The following is a 19,407-nucleotide window of genomic DNA, read 5'->3' on the forward strand; positions in this document are numbered from 1 at the left end:
GTAAAATAATGCAGCAATGTAGCAATCATTGGTAAATTGGTACATTAGCATATTGATAAATTTGAAAAGATGGATTTCAATATAAAAACAATGGCAGAATATGCTGCCGAAGGAAAAGCCCCTGAAGTTTTATTTTGGGTTGGATGTGCGGGAAGTTTTGACGACCGTGCAAAGAAAATTACAAAAGCATTCTGTAAGATATTAAATAAAATAGGAGTTGAATTTGCTGTTCTGGGACAGGAAGAAAGCTGTACCGGAGATCCTGCGAAAAGAGCAGGAAACGAATTCGTTTTCCAGATGATGGCTCTTACCAATATTGAAGTATTGAATGCTTACGAAGTAAAAAAAATCGTAACGGCTTGCCCGCATTGTTTTAATACTCTTAAAAACGAATATCCAAGTTTAGGCGGGCACTTTGAAGTGGTTCACCATACTCAGTTCCTTAAAAGCCTGATGGAAGAAGGAAGACTGAAAATTGAAGGAGGCGCATTCAGAGGAAAAAGATTACCTTCCATGACCCATGTTATTTAGGACGTGCCAATGACGAATATGAAGCCCCAAGAATGCTTCTTGAAAAACTGGATGCAGAGCTTGTAGAAATGAAACGCTGCAAAACCAATGGGCTTTGCTGTGGAGCAGGAGGTGCCCAGATGTTTAAAGAACCTGAAAAAGGAAATAAAGACATCAATATTGAAAGAACAGAAGAAGCTTTATCTTTTGAACCTAAAGTAATTGCTACAGGATGCCCATTCTGTAACACCATGATGACAGACGGGGTAAAACACTTTAATAAAAACACTGAAGTTGCCGTAAAAGATATCGTAGAACTTCTTGCTGAAGCAGAAGACTTGTAATCAATTTTACATATAGATTTAAACTCAGGAGCCATCCTGAGTTTATTGTTTTTATTTACTCTGGAGAAAAAATCGTAATTTTATCATCTAAATTGAAGGATATGAAAATCGAAGAATCTAATATTGTAGAAACCAACGACTACAGAGTCATTATATATCCGGCTTCAAGACCTTTTGAAACCAAAGAAGCAAAAGCCATTACTGAAAAATTATTTGATTTCCTTGCAACATGGGCAGCTCATGGAAAACCACTTTCTTCTTCATTTAAAATTGAAAAAAATCAATTTATCATCGTTTGCGTAGACGAAGAAAAAGAAATGGCCTCGGGATGCAGTATTGATGCCTTAGGAAAAGTAATGAGAGAAATTGATGAAGAATATCAATTAGGTCTTTTCGACAGAATGAAAGCAAGTTTTGTGGAGAATGGTGAAGTAAAAACTTTAAAATTAATGGATTTCAAGACAAAGCTGAGAAACGGAGAGCTTTCAGATGATATTCAGGTTTTTGACTTCTCTAAAAATACTTATCTGGATTTTTTGAGCCACTTCCTTCTTCCTTTGGAGAAAAGCTGGGCGGCCTCTATAAAATAACCGCTGTAAAGCCAATACAGCAGAATAATCATAAAGTGGAAAATATATTTCCACTTTTTTGTTTTAATGTATCTTTGTGTAGATTCGAGTAGAGACTAATGCCTAAAGTACTTTTTTTAACGACATCCCATAGCTATAATGATGACCGTATTTTCTATCATCAGGCAAAAGCTCTTAGAGATAAGGGGTGCGAAGTAAAAATATGCAGTTTATATACAGATTACAGCGGTAGTATTGATGGCATTGATATAGAATCTTATGCTGTACTGGAAGAAAGTATTGACAAGAAAATGGAAACTTTCAGAAAGGTTTGCCATACGTTTCAGCCTCAGTGTATCATTTGCTCCGAACCTCTTGCAGTGGTAGCAGTAAGAAAATTTGTAAAGCAGCATAAAGCAGCTTGTATTTATGATGTTACAGAATGGTATCCTTCCATGTCAATGCTCCAGAAGTACCGGTTTCCTGTTAAAATTTTTCAGGCCGTGAAATTTACTTTTATTCAGCTGTATGCAGGATTTTTGAGTACCCGTTTTATTTTTGGAGAAACGACAAAAAAGTTCCCTTTAGCCTATTTTTTCGGATTTAAAAAGCAGATGGTTCTTCCTTATTATCCGGATACTCATTACATCAGAGAAAGTGTTAAACAGCTTGAGCAGGGTAGAATTACCCTTTGCTATACCGGTCGGATTTCTAAAGATAAAGGAATTGATAATTTTTTTAAGGCTGTAGATAAACTCCGTCAAAAGCTTCTTCGCTTCATATCAGAATCCTGATCATCGGGTCCGCTGTAGAAGAAAGGGATAAGCTTTATTTCTCAGCGCTACTGAAGAAATATAATTTCGACGATATTGAGATAAGAAAACCAACGGTTTTTGAACAGTTTACAGAAGAATTGGCTGATGCAGATCTTTGTTTTGATCTTCGGGAAATCAACTTTGAAAACAACCATTCTCTGCCGATAAAGCTGTTTTATTTTATGGGAGCGGGAAAACCGGTAATTTATTCAGATCTGAAAGGGATCCGGAAACATATGGGAGAACTTTCTTTTGGGAGCTTGGCAGATCCTCATAATGCTGATGGGATCTCGGATATTATTATTGATTATATCAGGAATCCTGAGTTGTATCACGCTCATGCGCTCAATGCTGTAAAAGAATTTAAAGAAAAATACAATTGGGAGATGATAAAGGATTCTTTCGTTGATTTTGTGAAAAAATCCATTGATAAATAATCACTATGCAGCTTACTATCATTAAAACATTTGTCTCACGTTTTCTTATTCTGATCCTCAGTTTCGGACTGGTGATCTATTCTACGAATATGTGGGGAAGTGAAGGTAAGGGAACTATTTCCATCGTAATTGCCAATGCAGCTGCAGTGAGTTTCTTCAGTAATATTTTTTCAGGGAGCAGCGCTTCTTATTTTGCTTCAAGATTTAAAATAGAAAAAGTCTTACTCTATGCCTATCTCTGGTCGGTTCTGACAGGGCTTTTAATCCCTTTTTTATTCAGTCTGGCTTCTATTCAGGGTGAATATCTTTTCTATCTTATCGGAATCTCAGTGTTCTCTTCGCTTTTATCTACGAATATCAGTTTATTTATTGGAACACAGGATATTAAAAAGTTCAATGCATATACTGTTCTGCAACAACTGGTACATATTATATTTATTGGAATATTGGTTTATGTGTTCGGAAAGAAAGATGTATCCGTATATTTTCTTGCCCAGATCGGTTGCCTGGCACTCCTTTTCCTGACGAGTTTTTTTCAAATTATCAAAAAGTGTAAGATTTCGAAATATCATTCTGTAAAGATGTAGGCAGGAATATGTTTGAATATGGCTGGAAAACGCAGCTGAGTGCTTTTGTCCAGTTTCTCAATTACAGGCTCTCGTTTTATTTTTTAGAACATTTTGAAGGCATTGCCAGCGTAGGGATTTTTTCCATCGGCGTTACTTTTTCGGAGGCCATATGGACCATTACCCGCAGTATTGCTGTTGTTTTATACTCAGATGTAGTTAACAGTAAAAGCCGGGAAGAATCTATAGACAGAACTAAGGAGTCTTTAAAACTGACTTTTATTTTGATGATAGGTTTCGTTCTGGGAATTATTATCATTCCGGCACAGGTTTATGAAATGATTTTCGGGAAAGAATTCAGGGATACCAAAGAAATTATGCTTCTTTTATCTCCAGGAATTTTTGCCATTGCCATAAGTGATATGGTGGGACACTACTTTTCAGGAATGCGCGAGCTTAAAATCCTTAATATCAAATCAATTGTGGGTCTGGTGGTTACGGTGGTACTGTCTTTCATGATGATACCCAGATGGGGAATTTTGGGGGCATGTATTGCCACTACATCATCCTATTTGGTTTCCGCTTTTCTGCTGTTCAGAAGATTTTATAGTGCTACCGCATTCAGCTTTAAAGATTATATGGTTTCAAAAGAAGAAATACTGCTTTTCAGAGAGAAGTTTTTGAAAAAATAATTATTCTATACCCATACGGAAAAATAAAGTCATTTCCCTATTTTTACAAATCTATTAAGTTTACTATGTGCGGAATCAGCGGCTATTATTCATTTCATAAAAGTATTTCCTCTACAAATATTCTGGAAATGAATCAGGCTATTAAGCACCGCGGGCGGACGATGAAGGGTTCTGGCTCTGTAAAGATGGCCGGGGAGTTTCTTTTCAGGAAATGATTCCACACAAAAATTAAAGAACAGTTTCCGGTTTTAAAGGGTGGGGATTCAGAGATCGCTTTGGGTTTCCGTAGATTATCGATTATTGATCTTTCTGAAAAAGGTCATCAGCCCATGCTTTCAGAAAATGAACATATTATCATTACGTTTAATGGTGAGATTTATAATTTTAAAAAGTTAAGGAAAGAACTTGAAAGTTTCGGGCATGTTTTCCGAAGTACTTCTGATACTGAAGTTATGCTCAAGGCATATGAAGAGTGGGGAACCGCAGCCTTTGAAAAGCTGGATGGAATGTTTGCTGTTTGTATTGTGGATATTATCTCGCAAAAACTTATCCTGGCAAGGGACAGGGTGGGAATGAAACCTTTATTTTATCATCAGAGTGAAAATGGGTTGGTTTGGGCATCGGAAATAAAAGCATTACTCAAAAATGAGTTTGTAAAGCCTGAAATCAACTGGAATGGAGTATATACCAATTTCCTTTTTCAGACTACTTTAGCTCCGCAAACCTGTTTTCAGCATATTTTTCTCTGGAACCGGCTTCTTTTATGACGGTTGATTTAAAAAATCAGCACATCAGCAAAGAGAAGTTCTGGAAACTGCCTTTATCTTCTGCTGGGAATATTGCTGAAGATGAAGTTGTGAAAACAATAGATGAGCTTCTTTCTGAAAGTATTTCAGAACAGTTATATGCAGATGTTCCTGTAGCGGTGATGATGAGCGGAGGGGTAGATTCTACCTTAATTGCTTCGAAATCAAAAGCTTTTAAGACTGATATTAACACCTACACCATATCATATCCGTTTTCGGAAGAAGAAGTGGAAAATGCGGCTTTAGCGGCTAAGCATTTTGGAGTTTCACATGAGGTGAAAGAAGTGGGTGATGAAGAAGCGCTTGAACAGCTTAAAGAAAATATCCAGCATTTTGAAGAACCCTACAGCAGTTTTGAAGTGTTGATCAATGCGGCAAAATATGCACATGATAAAAATTTTAAAGTCGTGTTAAGCGGAAACGGAGCCGATGAGCTTTTTGCAGGGTATTCCCATACACTGAAGCTGAACAGATGGCTTTTCATGAGGCATTTTAATTTTATAAGTCCTTTCATCTTTACAAAAGATAAGCTTTCACAGCGTGTAAAAAACTATTTTTCTCAGAATGCTATGTTTGATTTTTTCAGACAGAGCCAGATCAGTATGAGGCCTTTGGAAGCTAAAGTCTTATAAAACAGGGTATTTATAATACAATTGATCCGGATCTTTCAAAATATCACCTTTCAGAAGCAAAAAGCTATTCCGGATATTTTGAATATGATATGAAATATTCACTTTCATCCCACCATGTTTTTCGTGATGACCTGAGTGCAATGAAATACAGTGTTGAATTTCGTTATCCTTACCTGAGCAACAGCCTGATAGATTATGTAGCGGCACTGCCGGAGAATATCAGATTTAATGGTGCTCAGAATAAACCCTTATTACGGAAAACCGCACAAAAATATCTTCCGGAATCAGTTCTGAATATGCCTAAAAAAGGATTTTCATTTCCTGTCAATTATTTCATTAAAAACGAAAAAAAGTAAGAGACTTTATCGTTGAAAATCTTGAAAGCTTAAAAAAGAAATTTCTTTAATGCTGCAGTGATTGATGAGTGGTGGAATCATCAGGAACATGAATATGACTGGGTGAAAATATGGCAGCTGGTTACTTTTGAGCTATGGTATCAGAAATATTTTGAAAAATAAAGAAGGTGCCTAAAGATTAATATTTTACCTTTGTAGCTATGATGAAATATTTTTGGAGTATACTTGTTGCGGTTTTTGCACTGATAAGTTGCAAAAGTGATGATGATTCTTTGCAGAGAATAGATCAGGTACTGAATATCTACATAAAGAACAGTGCCGGCCAGGATTTGCTGAACAGCAAGAAAACAGGATCTTATACAGGATTTTCCGTCAATGATATTTTTGGGGCCAAAGATAATTCTCCGGTAAGCATTCCATTGAAAATGACTACAGATTCACTGTTTTATATGGAATATCTTGCGGGTGCCAAAGAAGACGTCTGGACTCTATAAGTCCTGACAATCCGGTACAGGTAATTCATATTATTCGAGAATGCAGATTACATTTACAAAAGTACTAATGCAAGTGATAATGTTGTGGACACTTTGGAAGTTCAGTATCGCAATACACCAACGGTATTTCAGGTTTCAAAAGTTTTGTATAACAGGGTTCAGGTATTTTCAAAAGATGCAGATGCTCCTACTTCGATAAATACCGTTACGATCACAAAATAATTTTTAAATTTGTACAATTGTTAGCTGATTGTAAGCTAACCATCTAATATTTAACATCTAAATAAAATGTTACAAGTCAATTTTTTGCGCGACAATAAGGAACGCGTTTTAGAAGGTCTTAAGAAAAGACAATTCAAAAATCTTGAGTTGGTAGACGAGGCTATCGCTGCCGACGACGAAAGAAAAAGAATCCAGTTTGAACTAGATTCCCAGCTTTCCGAAATCAACAAAATTTCGAAAGAAATCGGACTTTTGATGAAAGAAGGGAAAAAGAAGAAGCGGAATCAGCAAAATCTAAAACAGCACAATACAAGAGTCGAGCTCAGAATTGAAATCTCAACTGGAAGTTAAGGAAAACGACTTACTGAATATCCTGTACCAGCTTCCGAACATTCCAAATGAACTGGTAAAAAGCGGTGCTTCAGCTGATGACAACGAAATTATTTTCCAGTCTCATCCTGTAGAAGGGCTTGGTGAAGGAGCAATTCCTCACTGGGAACTGGCAAAAAAATATAACCTTATCGATTTTGAACTGGGGGTAAAGATTGCCGGAGCCGGGTTTCCTGTTTATTTAGGAAAAGGCGCAAGATTACAGAGAGCTTTGGTTCAGTATTTCTTAGATAAAAATGTAGAAAAAGGATATACAGAAGTGAATCCTCCTCACGTTGTGAATGAGGCTTCAGGTTTTGGAACCGGACAGCTGCCGGATAAAGAAGGACAGATGTATTATATCAATGAAGATAAATTATACCTTATTCCTACGGCTGAAGTTCCTGTGACCAACCTTTACCGTGATGTTCTGTTTGATGAAAAAGATCTTCCGGTTAAAAATACAGCATTCTCTCAATGCTACAGAAGAGAAGCGGGAAGTTATGGAGCCCACGTAAGAGGGCTGAACCGTCTTCACCAGTTCGAAAAGGTAGAAATCGTAAGAATTGAGAAACCGGAAAATTCTTATGCTGTGCTGGAAGAAATGGTAGAACACATCAAAGAAATCCTTACAGATCTGGAGCTTCCGTTCAGAGTTTTAAGACTTTGTGGTGGTGATACAGGTTTTGCATCTGCAATGACGTATGATTTTGAAGTGTGGAGTGCTGCTCAGGAAATGTGGCTGGAAGTAAGCTCTGTGTCTAACTTCGAGACATTCCAGGCTAACAGGCTGAAGTGCCGTTACAAAGCTGATGGTAAATCTCAATTGGTTCACACCCTGAATGGTTCGGCAATGGCATTACCAAGAATTATGGCAGCATTGCTGGAAAACAATCAGACAGCGGATGGAATTAAACTTCCCAAGAAGATTGCAGAATATGCAAGGTTTGATGTGATTAACTAAAAGAATCTTTGATTGAGTATATAATAAAAAACCACCGGTTTCTGGTGGTTTTTACTTTATTCTGTAACGATAATAATCTTTTTATCAGCATTTTTAAGTTTTGTATCCTTATCATAAATGGCTTTCAGATCATATTCTATTCTTATGGAATGACCATCAATCTGCTTCACCCAATCATGTTTTCCTGAAATTGATTTTATAGGATTCTCAAATTTTAATGTAGTCCCGATCTCTTTGAAAAACATAACCATCATACCGGCTATTTTTCAGATTCTTCCTTTGAGCTTTTGGTTTTGATCGCTTCTTCAATACTTTTTAGATTTAAATTCTCAGTATCAATGGTGAGGGTCTTTCCGTCCCAGCTGCTATAAATATTCTGATCCAGAGGAATTTTTTCGGTTTTTGTAAAGTTTTTCAATGCTTTATAATCGTCCGGTGCAAAGTGTTCCATTTTAAAAGAAAAACCAGCCAGTTTATTGTCTTCTTTCGCAGACTTCATGAAAATCTTTTTCATGATCCTGACTGAATCCGGATTTTCAGTTTTTAATTTTCCTTCCTTTTTGGCAAGGTCATACATGCTTGTCCAGGTTGTTGGAAGCTTATCCACTTCTCCAAATTCTTTTTGTTTCAGTGAGTCCGGCGTCATAGCCATCATTTCTGCCATAAACTCTCTTGTATCGATATCGGTAACAGAAGTAGAAGCGGCATCCTTGTGATAGACAATTTCAGAATTCACACTGCAGGATTGCAGCATAAAAAGGCTTATTAAAAATAAGACAATAGTTTTCTTCATGGTTTATGTAAATACAAATTTAATGGCAGTTAACAGCTCCGTTGGGATCTTTAACAATTGTCATAGCTTCTGCTTTCGGAGAAACGTAAGGAATTCCCAGTTCAAGACCTCTCAGAATGAATAATCCTCCCAGAATAATCATAATTACCGGAACAGCTTTCAAAACTTTTATCCTGAAAGCCTGATTCATGAGATTTCCAGCCAAAACAATGGCAAACATAAACGGAAGGGTGCCAAGCCCGAATAGTGCCATATATAACGCTCCCTGCCATATTCCTCCTCCTGCGAGGCTGGCAGTAAGGGCCATATAGACCATTCCGCATGGTAAGAAGCCATTAAGAAGCCCTGTGGTAAATCTTGAACGGTAATCTGCCTTCTGAAGCAGTCTTCCCAGATTCATTTTTACGCTGTACAGGAATTTAGAAAGAAAAGGAATTTTTGAAGCAAAATCTTTTCCTCCGAATGAAAATACAGCCATAATAATGAGAAGAATTCCGGCAGTAATGGTCAGGTATTTCTGGAAGCCTGCCATTTCAAATCCTTGTCCGATGATTCCCAGAAGCGCACCTAATAAAGAATAGGTAAAAATTCTTCCGAACTGATAGGTAAGGTTCTGAAGATAGAAATTGGCAGCCTGTTTTTTGGTTAATCCCATCGACAAGGCAATAGGTCCGCACATTCCGATGCAATGAAAGCCGGAAGCAAAGCCTAATGCAATAGCCGACACAATAAGTCCTATTTCCATATCACATCATAATCCATTCTGTAGTCTGTTTTATCTTTCGTCCAGCTCAGCCTTAATGTATAATTTCCCACTTTCAATACTTGTGCAGGAATTGTGAAAGACTGCCCGGCGTCAAGCTGTACAGATTTTTTGATATCTAAATTCTGGTCGTCGGTTCTGTTTAAAACAAATTTTACCGTAGTATTTGAGTTGTTATAATCTTTTGGGAAAGTAATTTTAATTCCTTTGGTATCCTGGCTGTAAACAGGTTTTTCCTGTAATTCATCAGCTTTTTCTTCGCATCAATTACATCCTGGTATTTTAATTCCTCTTCATAATAATTATCGGTTACCATTTCAGAGTTCTTCTGTCCGTTCGGAAACAGGAACATCATGGATAATATAAAAACTATGAATGCAAATAATGCAATTACAACACCGTGTCCCCAACTAAAGTTCTTCATTTTTTCTAATTAAAATTGCAGTTTGAATGGTCCTTCAAAATAAGTCTGATAAGAATCAATAAGTTTACCTTTCATATCGTATACACCAATGGTGATATTTTGTTTAGAGAGCTTCATTTCATCTTCCGGGAAGCTGATATTGATTGTTCCCTTGGAAATTTTATCTCTGTCAACCTGAATCTTACTGGATGCACTGTAAGTAATTTCACCATGCGCCGGATCTATTACTTTGATGGTAACAATTTTCTTATCATTCGTTTTATTAAGGAAAGTATAATTATAGGTATTGGTAATTTTACCGTCTCTTACAAAGAATGTGCTTCCCGCCGGTTTTATGAATTTAGCTTCCATTTCGCCACGGCTGTACAGAAGATATCCTAAGAACCCTACAAGAAGGAATAAGAATATAGAGAAACCTTTCATCCTTCCTGTAAACCTAAACTGAGTTTCTTTTTCAATTTCGTTCTCAGAAGCATATCTGATCAATCCTTTCGGAAGGCCTACTTTCTCCATGACTTCATCACAGGCGTCAATACAAGCTGTACAGTTGATACATTCCAGCTGCTGCCCGTCTCTGATGTCAATTCCGGTAGGGCATACCACTACACACTGATGGCAATCAATACAATCACCCTTTCCTGCTGCTTTCCGGTCTTCCCCTTTTCTCCATTTCGCTCTGTTTTCACCTCTTTTGAAATCATAAAAAACGTTGATGGTGTCTTTGTCAATCAATACTCCCTGAAGTCTTCCATAAGGACATACCAGTGTACAAACCTGCTCTCTGAACCACGCAAATACAAAATAGAATGCCGCAGTAAGAAGGATCATCACAATGAAATTGGTAGGATGGGCAAATGGCCCTTCTCCAACAATCTTAAATACCTCTTCATATCCAACAATGTACATGAACATAAAGTGGGTGATGATCAGTGATATGATGATATAAACCGTCCATTTTAAACTTCTTTTCCAGATTTTCTCACTGTTCCACTCCTGTCTGTCCAGCTTCATCTGCTTATTTCTGTCACCTTCAATCAGGTATTCTATTTTACGGAAGATAGATTCCATAAAAATTGTCTGAGGGCAAATCCACCCGCAGAAAATTCTTCCGAATGCAATCGTAAAAACAATAATAAAGATTAAAGATGCGATAGCACCTAAAGTAAGGATAAAAAAGTCCTGTGGATAGAAAGGCTGTCCAAAGATGAAAAACTCCCTGTCTATAACATTGAACATCAATAATGGGTTACCATTGATTTTGATGAACGGTAATGTAAAATAAATAATTAACAGTAAATAGCTTACAATATTTCTATAGTTGGTATATTTTCCTTTAGGTTTTCTTGGAAATACCCATTTCCTTTTTCCGGATTGCTCCATTGTCCCTATAGAATCTCTGTAAGTTTCAGGGTCCAGAACCTGTCCCTGTCCGCCTCGTACTTCTATTTCTTCTATGTCTGACATATGTAATAGGTTTTAAAAAGAAAAAACATAATTCGTTACTATTTTAATCTAATAACAAATTATGTTTTTTCATATGTTTCTAATTTTTAAATTATTCTTTTTCCCAATGTGCTTCAGTTCCTTGAGGAGCTGCTCCTCCCTGAGCCGGAGTCACTGGTGGTTGTTCCTGATTGATGTGATATACATAGGCAGCAATCTTTTCAATCTCTGCACCTGAAACTTCTCCGTTTTTACCGAAAGGTCTCATCGCAGGGTTAGTAGGAGAACCATTCCAGTCCATATGGAATACGTTTTTGAATAGTGTCTTCTCAGGCTGGTTGATCCAGTAGTTATCAGTAAGGTTTGGACCAATACCTCCACTACCGTCTTCCTTGTGACAAGATGCACAGTTTGTTTTAAATAATTCTTTACCTTCTGCGATATTATCTGCTGAATATTTAGCTGTTTCAATCGTTACAGGAGGCTGTGATTTCTGGTATTCTTCAATACTTGCCAACTGCTCCTTATATTCTTTTTCATACTCGCTTAACGGGTGAGCGAAGTCTGTGAAAGAGTATGCTGCAATATATACAATACAAAAAGCGGTCCCAAAATAGAATAAACCTACCCACCATTTTGGTAATTGGTTATCCAGCTCCATGATTCCATCGAACCCGTGGTCGATAAGGATATCTTTTTCTTCGGAAGCAGATTGCTTTTTGAATGCGCTTTGATATAATCTTTTGAAGTAAGGTACTTTCTTTTCAGCTAAATAAGCCGCTTTCTCTTCAGGAGACAATTTCTTGAATTTGTTGTTTTCAATCAGGTCTCCGATAGCTCCATGAATGTAAGCAAGGATACCAGCGATCACAACAGTTCCCCAGAAGTAAGGTGAAGAAAGGAACGCGTAGCTCTGTACAAATAAATAATAAAAAACTATTAAAAGTCCGATTATTATTAAGATGTTTATAACAACAGGTGTTCTTTGTTTCATAAAAAATAGTTTAATTTTTTAAATTAAAATCGTCATCTTCATCATCCCCAAGAGGTGCCTCTTCTTCTTCTTTGTAATATTTTTTAGGCCTGCTAAAAACATAGATTACTAAAGCTATGAAGAACAGCATAAAGAAAATCAGAGCCAGTGTCTGGTAAAAGCCAGCATTTTCTGTATTGGATAATATATCTTTAAAGTTCTGAGGAATCATATGAACCTTTTAATGTTAGTTATTACTTGCTGTTTTGATTTCAGTTGTTTTGATATCTGTACCTAATCTCTGAAGATAAGAAATAAGAGCTACAATTTCTTTTTTCTCTAGTTCTCCCTGAGGTCTCTTAGCATAAGCCTGTTTAAGGTCATTTGCTTCAGAGAAGATATCTTTTACAATTTTTGCTGATTGGTTGTTAGCCCATTTGTCTGCAGAGTCGATTTCAGCCTTGGTATAAGGTACATCGAATACATTCTTCATCAGCTTCATTTTGTCTACCATCTTGGTTCTGTCTAAATCAGTAGCAATTAACCAAGGGTAACGAGGCATAATGGAACCTGCAGAAGTAGATCTTGGGTTATACATGTGTTTATAATGCCAAGAACTTGGGTTTTTACCTCCTTCTCTATGTAAATCCGGTCCTGTTCTCTTAGAACCCCATAGGAATGGTCTGTCATATACGAATTCTCCGGCTTTGGAGTATTGTCCGTTTTTACCGTTAAACCTAACGATCTCATCTCTGAACGGTCTTACCATCTGAGAGTGGCAAGCGTTACATCCTTCACGGATATAGATGTCTCTACCTTCAAGTTCAAGCGGTGAATAAGGTTTCACTGCAGAAATGGTAGGAACACTTTTCTTAAGGGATAGTGTAGGGATAATTTCAATTGAACTACCGATAGATATTGTGATGAAAGACAGAATTCCTAATAATACAGGTGTTCTTTCTAACCAAAGGTGAGTACCCTCTCCTTCTTTTCTGTTCTTACTGATGTTTGCCAGTGCAGGAGCTTCAGCAGGAACATCTTTCTGGAATGATCCTTTTCTTACCGTAGCGATTACGTTTACGATCATTAAGATGGCTCCTGAAATATAGAATACACCTCTAAGAATCTCATTTTGAAATAAGGGATAATTGCAGTTACAGTATCCAGCCAGTTTTTCCATAATAGGGTTCCGTCCGGATTGAATTGTTTCCACATTAAACCTTGTGTAAATCCTGAAATATACATTGGTACTGCATAGAAGATGATTCCTAAAGTACCTAACCAGAAATGCCAGTTAGCTAATTTTACAGACCAAAGTTTTGTTCTCCACATAATTGGTACCAGGTAATAGATAACCCCGAATGCCATGAAGCCATTCCATCCAAGAGCTCCCAAGTGTACGTGACCGATAACCCAGTCTGTAAAGTGACCAATTTTGTTGATGTTTTTAGTTGCCAAAAGCGGTCCTTCAAATGTTGCCATACCATAGCAGGTAACAGCTACTACAAAGAACTTAAGGATAGGATTTTCTCTTACCTTGTCCCAAGCTCCTCTTAACGTAAGAAGACCATTTAACATACCTCCCCATGATGGTGCAATAAGCATGATAGAGAACCCTGTTCCTACCGCCTGAGCCCAAGCCGGAAGAGCTGTATACTGAAGGTGGTGAGGACCAGCCCAGATATATACGAAAATTAATGACCAGAAGTGAATAATAGACAGTTTATAAGAGAATACCGGTCTGTCTGCAGCCTTCGGAAGGAAGTAATACATTAAACCTAAAACCGGAGTTGTCAGTACGAATGCAACCGCATTATGTCCATACCACCATTGTACAATAGCATCTTTTACCCCTGCATACGCTGAATAAGATTTCCAGCCTGTGAAAGATAAAGGTACTTCAAGATTGTTGAAGATATGAAGCATTGCTACTGCAATCCAGGTACCAATGTAGAACCATATGGCTACATAAAGGTGTCTCACTCTTCTCTTCGAAATAGTCAGGAACATATTGATACCGAAAATGATCCATGAGAATGCGATCAATATGTCGATCGGCCACTCGTGTTCAGCATATTCTTTAGAGGTATTGATTCCCATAAAGAATGTAATGAACGTAGCAACGATCATAAACTGCCAAGTCCAGAAATGTAGCCATGACAATGTATCACTGTACATTCTTGTTTTTAATAATCTTTGTAATGAGTAATAAATACCCGTGTAAACAATGTTACAAACGAATGCAAAGATTACGGTATTGGTGTGCAGCATTCTGATTCTACCAAAACCAAATGCACCATGTGTGTTTATTAACCCTTGAATATTACCCGATGCCAAACTTTTAATGGTCGTATCATCTGTCCCGAAAAAGAATTCAGGTAACTCTGGGTAGAAAAGCATTAATGCCGCCGTAAGCCCGAATGTGAACCCTATAAGACCAAAGACAATGGTCGCATATAGGAACGCACGGACAATACTGTTGTCATAACTAAACTTTTGTGTTTCCATATCAACTATTCACTATTTTTCTCAATTTTTATTATTTTCTCCTATTTCTTTTTCGTCTTTACTTTTGTCGCCGGTTTCATCATTTTCTTTGACTTTTTCATCATCAAAAAGGATTCTGACAGCAGGAGATTCATCATCTTCAAACTGTCCTTTTCGGGCATACACTATAAATACGACCAAGAAAATCGCAGCTAAAGAAACACTGCAGAGGATCATTAAATATAGAATATCCATTGGACAACAAAATTAACCTATTTTCGGGGTTCAAATTTAGTGAAAAATAATGACATTCATCACGAAATGCCGATTTCAGCTAATTTAAAATCAGTCTAAATAAGGGCTTTTACGCCTGTTTTTGAAATATTTCCGACCTAAAATCCAGGTTGAAAGTGTTGTAAAGGTAACCACTGTGATCGAGCTGATTGGCATAATGATTGCAGCAAACAGCGGATGCATATGTCCTGTAACAGCGTAACTTAAACCCACAATATTGTATAGGAAACTGATTATAAATGTCATTTTCACAATAGTGATAGAGCCCTTACAGACATTCAGGTAGTGGTCAAGTGTAACCACTTTTTCACCATTCATAATAACATCTGAAGAAGGAGTAAAACTGTTTGTATCATCAGCAATAGCAATTCCTACATTACTTTGTTTTAAAGCTCCTGCATCATTCAGTCCGTCTCCAAGCATCGCTACTTTCATGTGCTGATCCTGAAGGTTTTTAATATAATTCAATTTATCCTCCGGGCTCTGATTAAAGGCCATTCCTTTGTAGTTGGGAATAAGCTCTTTAAGCTGGTTTTCCTCTGAGGAATTGTCGCCGCTCAGAATAAATATTTTGTAGTGGGTTAATTTTGTGAAAAGCTCTCTCAGTTTCGGGCGGTACTCATTTTTAAAGATGAATTTACCAAGATATTCACCATTTTTACTGATATAAACTGCGGTCTCAAGATTCTTAGGCTCCTGATTATTATAACGGGCAGAACCAATTTTATAAAGATTTCCCCTTACACTGGCTTCGTATCCTTTTCCTGAGATTTCAGCGAAGTTCTCTACAGGGAAATAATCATCGTTTACATCAATGAACTCATACAGTGACTTTGAAAGCGGATGGTTGGAGTTTTTTAATAATGTTTTGATATTCAGGGAATCAAATTCATTAATCTCACCTCCTTCATATTTGATGTTTGATTTTTTCTGTGCGTAATTGTTCCTGTTTTATCGAAAACAATCGTATCCAGCTTCGCGATTTTTTCAATCGTTAACGTATCTTTTACATAAAACTTATTTCGTCCTAAAATCCTCATAATGTGCCCGAAAGTGAACGGTGCAGACAATGCAAGCGCACACGGACATGCAATGATCAGGATGGCTGAAATAACCTGGAACATTTTTTCTAAATCAATAAATGACCAATAAATTCCGGAAACCAGAGCAATACCTAAAATAATGAATGTAAAGTATTTACTGATGCTGTTGGTTAAGGTGTCGAGTCCGGTTTCATGTTTTTTGAACGCTTCCTTATTCCAAAGCTGGGTAAGATAACTCTGATCCACATCTTTGATCACTTCCAGTTCCAGTGACGATCCGATCTGCTTACCTCCGGCAAAAATCTTATCACCAGGCTTCTTGCTGATGCTTTCGCTTTCTCCAGTGATAAAGCTGTTGTCGATGTTTCCCTCTCCGTTGATCAGTATGGCGTCTACCGGGATGATTTCCTGATTTCTAACTAAAATTCTGTCTCCTACTTTTACTTCAGAAAGAAGGATATTCTCCTGTTTGCCTTCAAAATCTACTTTGGTTACTGCAATAGGGTAGAATGATTTGTAATCTCTGTCGTAAGAAAGAGCACTGTACGTTCTTTTCTGGAAAATTTTCCCCATCAGCATGAAGAAAAGCAGTCCGCAAAGCGTATCAAAATATCCCGGGCCGTAATCCGTTACCACTTCATAGATACTTCTGCCGAAGAGAACAAAAATTCCCAGTACGATAGGAACATCAATGTTGACAATTTTATTTTTTAATCCATACCACGCGGATTTGTAATAGTCGGAAGCTGAGTAAAATACAACCGGGCAGGCCAGCAGGAACATCAGGGTTCTGAAAAGACCTTTATAATGTTCCATCCAGTAATCTTCCCCTCCTACATATTCCGGAAATGCCAGGAACATTCCGTTTCCAAATGCAAAACCGGCGATCGCAAATTTTACAAGAAGTGATTTATCAAGATGGTCAACGTTTTTCTCAGCAGTTTCAAGACTGATAACAGGTTTGTATCCCAGATTGGTTAAGAAATTAGCTAGTTCGCTTAATTTCATATCGTTATGATTGAATGAGATCTGTAAGGTCTTCCTTGTAAAGTTAACCTGGGAATATTTGATGTGCTGATTTAAAGTATGGAGGCTTTCCAACAGCCAGATACAGGAAGAACAGTGAATTACAGGGATTTTGAATGTGACAAGACTGGTGTTTCCTTCAGAGAAATCAGTTACTTTTTCAAAAATCTCCGGCGTGTCCAAATAGTCAAACTGGGAAGAATTTTCATCACTTGGACGAATTCCTGCCCCTTTGTTAAGCTGATAAAAATTGCTTAGGTTGTTCGTATTTAGAATTTCATAAACAGACTTGCAGCCATTGCAACAGAAAGTCTTTTCGTCAAATAAAATTCTCTCTTTTTCTATACCTTGACCACAATGAAAACAGTTCTCGCTCACCACCATAAAATATTGAACTACAAAATTATAACAATTTTTTTTGTTTATCGCGTTAAAAAGTTCTATTTTTGTGATAAATATCATATAAAATGCCGCAGGAACAACAGATAGCAATTGAAGAGAGGTTCGCCAGAGTTTTTAATGATAAATCATTTAAGGAAAGACTTTCTAGCGCAGATTTTGAAAAATATATCAATGGCAAAAAGAAACTGAGTTTTCAGAAACATGAAACCATTTTCGAGGATGGGGAGACTCCAAAAGGAGTGTATGTCCTGGAAAAAGGTGCTGCCAAACTTTCAAAATCTGGAGCATTCGGGAAAGATCAGATTTTAAGATTTATCAAAGAAGGAGATATCATCGGCTATCGTTCTTTGCTTTGCGGGGAAAACTTTCAGGCTAAAGCAGAAGCCATGACAGATATTGAATGTGTCTTTTTACCTGCCGATATTTTTATGTATCTTCTGGAAGTAGATCCACAGCTTTCTTTTGTTATGCTCCAGAAAATTTCTTACGAGTTGGGAGAATCATCCAATACCATTACTTTCCTTGCTCAGAAAACAGTAAGAGAAAGACTGGCAGAAATTCTTTTGCTTCTGGAACAGAAACTGGGAGTAGATCCTGAGGGATTCATCAAGATCTCATTGACGAGAGAAGAAATTGCGAACATTATCGGTACTGCTACAGAAAGTGCCATCCGTCTCATCTCGGAATTCAAACAGGACAGCCTGATTGAAGTGGACGGAAGAAATATCAAGATCCTAAATCACGATAAACTCATGAAACTCGGTCACGTAGTTTTATAAAAATCATACAAAACTTAAGTCGGCTCAGGGCCGACTTTTTAACTTTTAAAAATAGATAAATTATGTCTGTTCATTCTGAAATTAAAAAAGTTACGACTGAAACCTTGCGTAAAATGAAATTCGACAAGGAAAAAATAACAATGCTTACTGCCTATGATTTCACTACCGCAAAGATGGTAGATGCCGGCGGAGTAGATGCTATTTTGATTGGAGACTCTGCAGCGAATGTAATGGCTGGTTTTGAAACTACACTGCCGATTACGCTGGATCAGATGATCTATCATGCCCAAAGTGTGGTAAGAGGAACCGACAGGGCTTTAGTGGTAGCAGATTTACCTTTCGGAACGTACCAGAGTAATCCTGAAAAAGCATTGGAGTCTGCGGTAAGAATGATGAAGGAAGGCGGTGCACATGCTGTTAAAATCGAAGGAGGGAAAGAAATTTCGAAATCAATTAAGAAAATCATCAATGCCGGAATTCCGGTAATGGGGCATTTGGGATTAACACCACAGTCGATCTATAAATTCGGGACGTATAAAGTAAGAGCTAAAGAGGAGGCAGAAGCTGAAAAGCTGATTGCTGATGCGCAGCTTCTGGAAGAGCTGGGCTGTTTCTCGATTGTGTTGGAAAAAATTCCTGCAGATCTGGCAAAGAAAGTGACAGAGAGTATTTCTATTCCAACCATCGGAATCGGGGCAGGATCACATTGCGACGGACAGGTTTTGGTATACCACGATATGGTAGGAATGAACAAAGGTTTCAGTCCGAAATTCTTAAGGAGATACCTTGACCTTTACACAGAAATTACAGGAGCGGTTTCCCAGTATGTAAAAGATGTGAAAAGTGTAGAGTTTCCAAACGAAAACGAAAGCTATTAATCCATGCAAAATCAACAATCTGTCCAGGGAATATTATCTATCGCAGCATTGATTTGTCTTGCTGTGGGATGGTTTAATCTATTCTCTCCGGAAATTAATCATTTGCTTTCAAGAAAAGTTTTTTATATTCTGATAGGAGTGAGTTTCTTTATTCAGGCTCCGTTACTTACCAATAAGAACTTTGTCTATGCAATGTACGCTGCTGCAGCTATCTGTGTATTCGGAGCATTCATTCCGGAAGACTCAAAACTTTCAGTCATTAAAACGGTTGGGCTTCTTGCAGGAATTATCCTGTCGCTATCCAATAGAAGAAGATAGACTTAAAA

General features: G+C 37.4%; 20 protein-coding genes and 5 pseudogenes. 15 read left to right on the top strand and 10 right to left on the bottom strand.

The genetic code is table 11. From position 1 onward, the window contains the following. The first annotated feature begins 69 nt into the window (after positions 1–69). From OWR28_RS24970 to serS, 12 genes and pseudogenes are all read left to right on the top strand, one after another. A pseudogene (locus OWR28_RS24970) lies at positions 70–854 on the top strand ((Fe-S)-binding protein). Positions 855–955: 101 nt separating this feature from the next. Further along, positions 956–1,444 (top strand): hypothetical protein, encoded by a 489-nt coding sequence (locus tag OWR28_RS24975; protein WP_002983890.1) that lies wholly within the window; start codon positions 956–958, stop codon positions 1,442–1,444. Positions 1,445–1,542: 98 nt separating this feature from the next. Next, entirely contained in the window at positions 1,543–2,217 is a 675-nt protein-coding gene (locus tag OWR28_RS24980; protein WP_332388948.1) for a hypothetical protein, read from the top strand. A gap of 119 nt (positions 2,218–2,336) precedes the next feature. Continuing rightward, the gene (locus tag OWR28_RS24985; RefSeq protein WP_332388949.1) at positions 2,337–2,675 is read left to right on the top strand and encodes a glycosyltransferase; all 339 of its coding nucleotides are present in this window, start codon (positions 2,337–2,339) and stop codon (positions 2,673–2,675) included. Positions 2,676–2,680: 5 nt separating this feature from the next. After that, positions 2,681–3,262: a hypothetical protein gene (locus tag OWR28_RS24990; RefSeq protein ID WP_332388950.1), complete on the top strand. Its 582-nt coding sequence runs from the start codon at positions 2,681–2,683 to the stop codon at positions 3,260–3,262. Between the two features lie 8 nt (positions 3,263–3,270). Further along, complete coding sequence (locus OWR28_RS24995) at positions 3,271–3,933, top strand: oligosaccharide flippase family protein (RefSeq protein ID WP_332388951.1); 663 nt, start codon at positions 3,271–3,273, stop codon at positions 3,931–3,933. Positions 3,934–4,202: 269 nt separating this feature from the next. After that, complete coding sequence (locus tag OWR28_RS25000; RefSeq protein WP_332389009.1) at positions 4,203–4,700, top strand: hypothetical protein; 498 nt, start codon at positions 4,203–4,205, stop codon at positions 4,698–4,700. Next, positions 4,697–5,371 carry an asparagine synthase C-terminal domain-containing protein gene (locus OWR28_RS25005; protein ID WP_332388952.1) on the top strand — a complete coding sequence of 225 codons (675 nt, stop codon included), beginning with the start codon at positions 4,697–4,699 and terminating at the stop codon, positions 5,369–5,371. Before OWR28_RS25000 ends, OWR28_RS25005 begins: the two co-directional genes overlap by 4 nt. A 20-nt stretch (positions 5,372–5,391) precedes the next feature. After that, entirely contained in the window at positions 5,392–5,727 is a 336-nt protein-coding gene (locus tag OWR28_RS25010; protein ID WP_332389010.1) for an asparagine synthase C-terminal domain-containing protein, read from the top strand. Between the two features lie 200 nt (positions 5,728–5,927). Next, positions 5,928–6,221 carry a hypothetical protein gene (locus OWR28_RS25015; protein WP_332388953.1) on the top strand — a complete coding sequence of 98 codons (294 nt, stop codon included), beginning with the start codon at positions 5,928–5,930 and terminating at the stop codon, positions 6,219–6,221. Between the two features lie 84 nt (positions 6,222–6,305). Next, positions 6,306–6,443, top strand: coding sequence for a hypothetical protein (locus tag OWR28_RS25020; protein WP_332388954.1), 138 nt, complete (start codon positions 6,306–6,308; stop codon positions 6,441–6,443). Between the two features lie 66 nt (positions 6,444–6,509). Continuing rightward, positions 6,510–7,776, top strand: a pseudogene (gene serS, locus OWR28_RS25025) (serine--tRNA ligase). 56 nt (positions 7,777–7,832) lie between these two features. Here the strand turns inward: serS and OWR28_RS25030 are convergent. From OWR28_RS25030 to OWR28_RS25075, 10 genes and pseudogenes are all read right to left on the bottom strand, one after another. Further along, the gene (locus OWR28_RS25030) at positions 7,833–8,030 is read right to left on the bottom strand and encodes a hypothetical protein (RefSeq protein ID WP_332388955.1); all 198 of its coding nucleotides are present in this window, start codon (positions 8,028–8,030) and stop codon (positions 7,833–7,835) included. Positions 8,031–8,035: 5 nt separating this feature from the next. Next, on the bottom strand, positions 8,036–8,569 hold the full coding sequence (locus OWR28_RS25035; protein ID WP_332388956.1) for a hypothetical protein: 534 nt from the start codon (positions 8,567–8,569) through the stop codon (positions 8,036–8,038). Between the two features lie 19 nt (positions 8,570–8,588). Further along, complete coding sequence (locus OWR28_RS25040) at positions 8,589–9,314, bottom strand: sulfite exporter TauE/SafE family protein (protein ID WP_332388957.1); 726 nt, start codon at positions 9,312–9,314, stop codon at positions 8,589–8,591. Further along, a pseudogene (locus OWR28_RS25045) lies at positions 9,305–9,756 on the bottom strand (FixH family protein). The gene OWR28_RS25040 and the pseudogene OWR28_RS25045 overlap by 10 nt, the downstream one beginning before the upstream one ends. 9 nt (positions 9,757–9,765) lie before the next feature. Beyond that, positions 9,766–11,220, bottom strand: a complete 1,455-nt coding sequence (ccoG, locus tag OWR28_RS25050; protein WP_332388958.1) for a cytochrome c oxidase accessory protein CcoG — start codon at positions 11,218–11,220, stop codon at positions 9,766–9,768. A gap of 91 nt (positions 11,221–11,311) precedes the next feature. After that, positions 11,312–12,193, bottom strand: coding sequence for a cbb3-type cytochrome c oxidase N-terminal domain-containing protein (locus tag OWR28_RS25055; RefSeq protein WP_002983871.1), 882 nt, complete (start codon positions 12,191–12,193; stop codon positions 11,312–11,314). Positions 12,194–12,203: 10 nt separating this feature from the next. After that, the gene (locus OWR28_RS25060; RefSeq protein ID WP_002983870.1) at positions 12,204–12,404 is read right to left on the bottom strand and encodes a cbb3-type cytochrome oxidase subunit 3; all 201 of its coding nucleotides are present in this window, start codon (positions 12,402–12,404) and stop codon (positions 12,204–12,206) included. Positions 12,405–12,419: 15 nt separating this feature from the next. Then, positions 12,420–14,680: pseudogene (gene ccoN / locus OWR28_RS25065) on the bottom strand (cytochrome-c oxidase, cbb3-type subunit I). 21 nt (positions 14,681–14,701) lie between these two features. Further along, a complete protein-coding gene (ccoS, locus tag OWR28_RS25070; RefSeq protein WP_002983864.1) occupies positions 14,702–14,914 on the bottom strand; it encodes a cbb3-type cytochrome oxidase assembly protein CcoS in 213 nt (70 codons plus the stop codon). A 90-nt stretch (positions 14,915–15,004) separates the two neighbouring features. Beyond that, a pseudogene (locus OWR28_RS25075) lies at positions 15,005–17,400 on the bottom strand (heavy metal translocating P-type ATPase). Between the two features lie 89 nt (positions 17,401–17,489). On the opposite strand from OWR28_RS25075, the gene OWR28_RS25080 reads away from it, so the two are divergent. From OWR28_RS25080 to OWR28_RS25090, 3 genes are all read left to right on the top strand, one after another. Next, a complete protein-coding gene (locus tag OWR28_RS25080; RefSeq protein WP_332388959.1) occupies positions 17,490–18,203 on the top strand; it encodes a Crp/Fnr family transcriptional regulator in 714 nt (237 codons plus the stop codon). A 62-nt stretch (positions 18,204–18,265) separates the two neighbouring features. Then, positions 18,266–19,081 carry a 3-methyl-2-oxobutanoate hydroxymethyltransferase gene (gene panB, locus OWR28_RS25085; RefSeq protein ID WP_332388960.1) on the top strand — a complete coding sequence of 272 codons (816 nt, stop codon included), beginning with the start codon at positions 18,266–18,268 and terminating at the stop codon, positions 19,079–19,081. Positions 19,082–19,084: 3 nt separating this feature from the next. Further along, entirely contained in the window at positions 19,085–19,399 is a 315-nt protein-coding gene (locus OWR28_RS25090) for a hypothetical protein (protein WP_332388961.1), read from the top strand. The last annotated feature ends 8 nt before the right edge of the window (positions 19,400–19,407 follow it).

It is taken from the genome of Chryseobacterium sp. 1B4 (assembly GCF_036631475.1).
Lineage (GTDB): Bacteria > Bacteroidota > Bacteroidia > Flavobacteriales > Weeksellaceae > Chryseobacterium.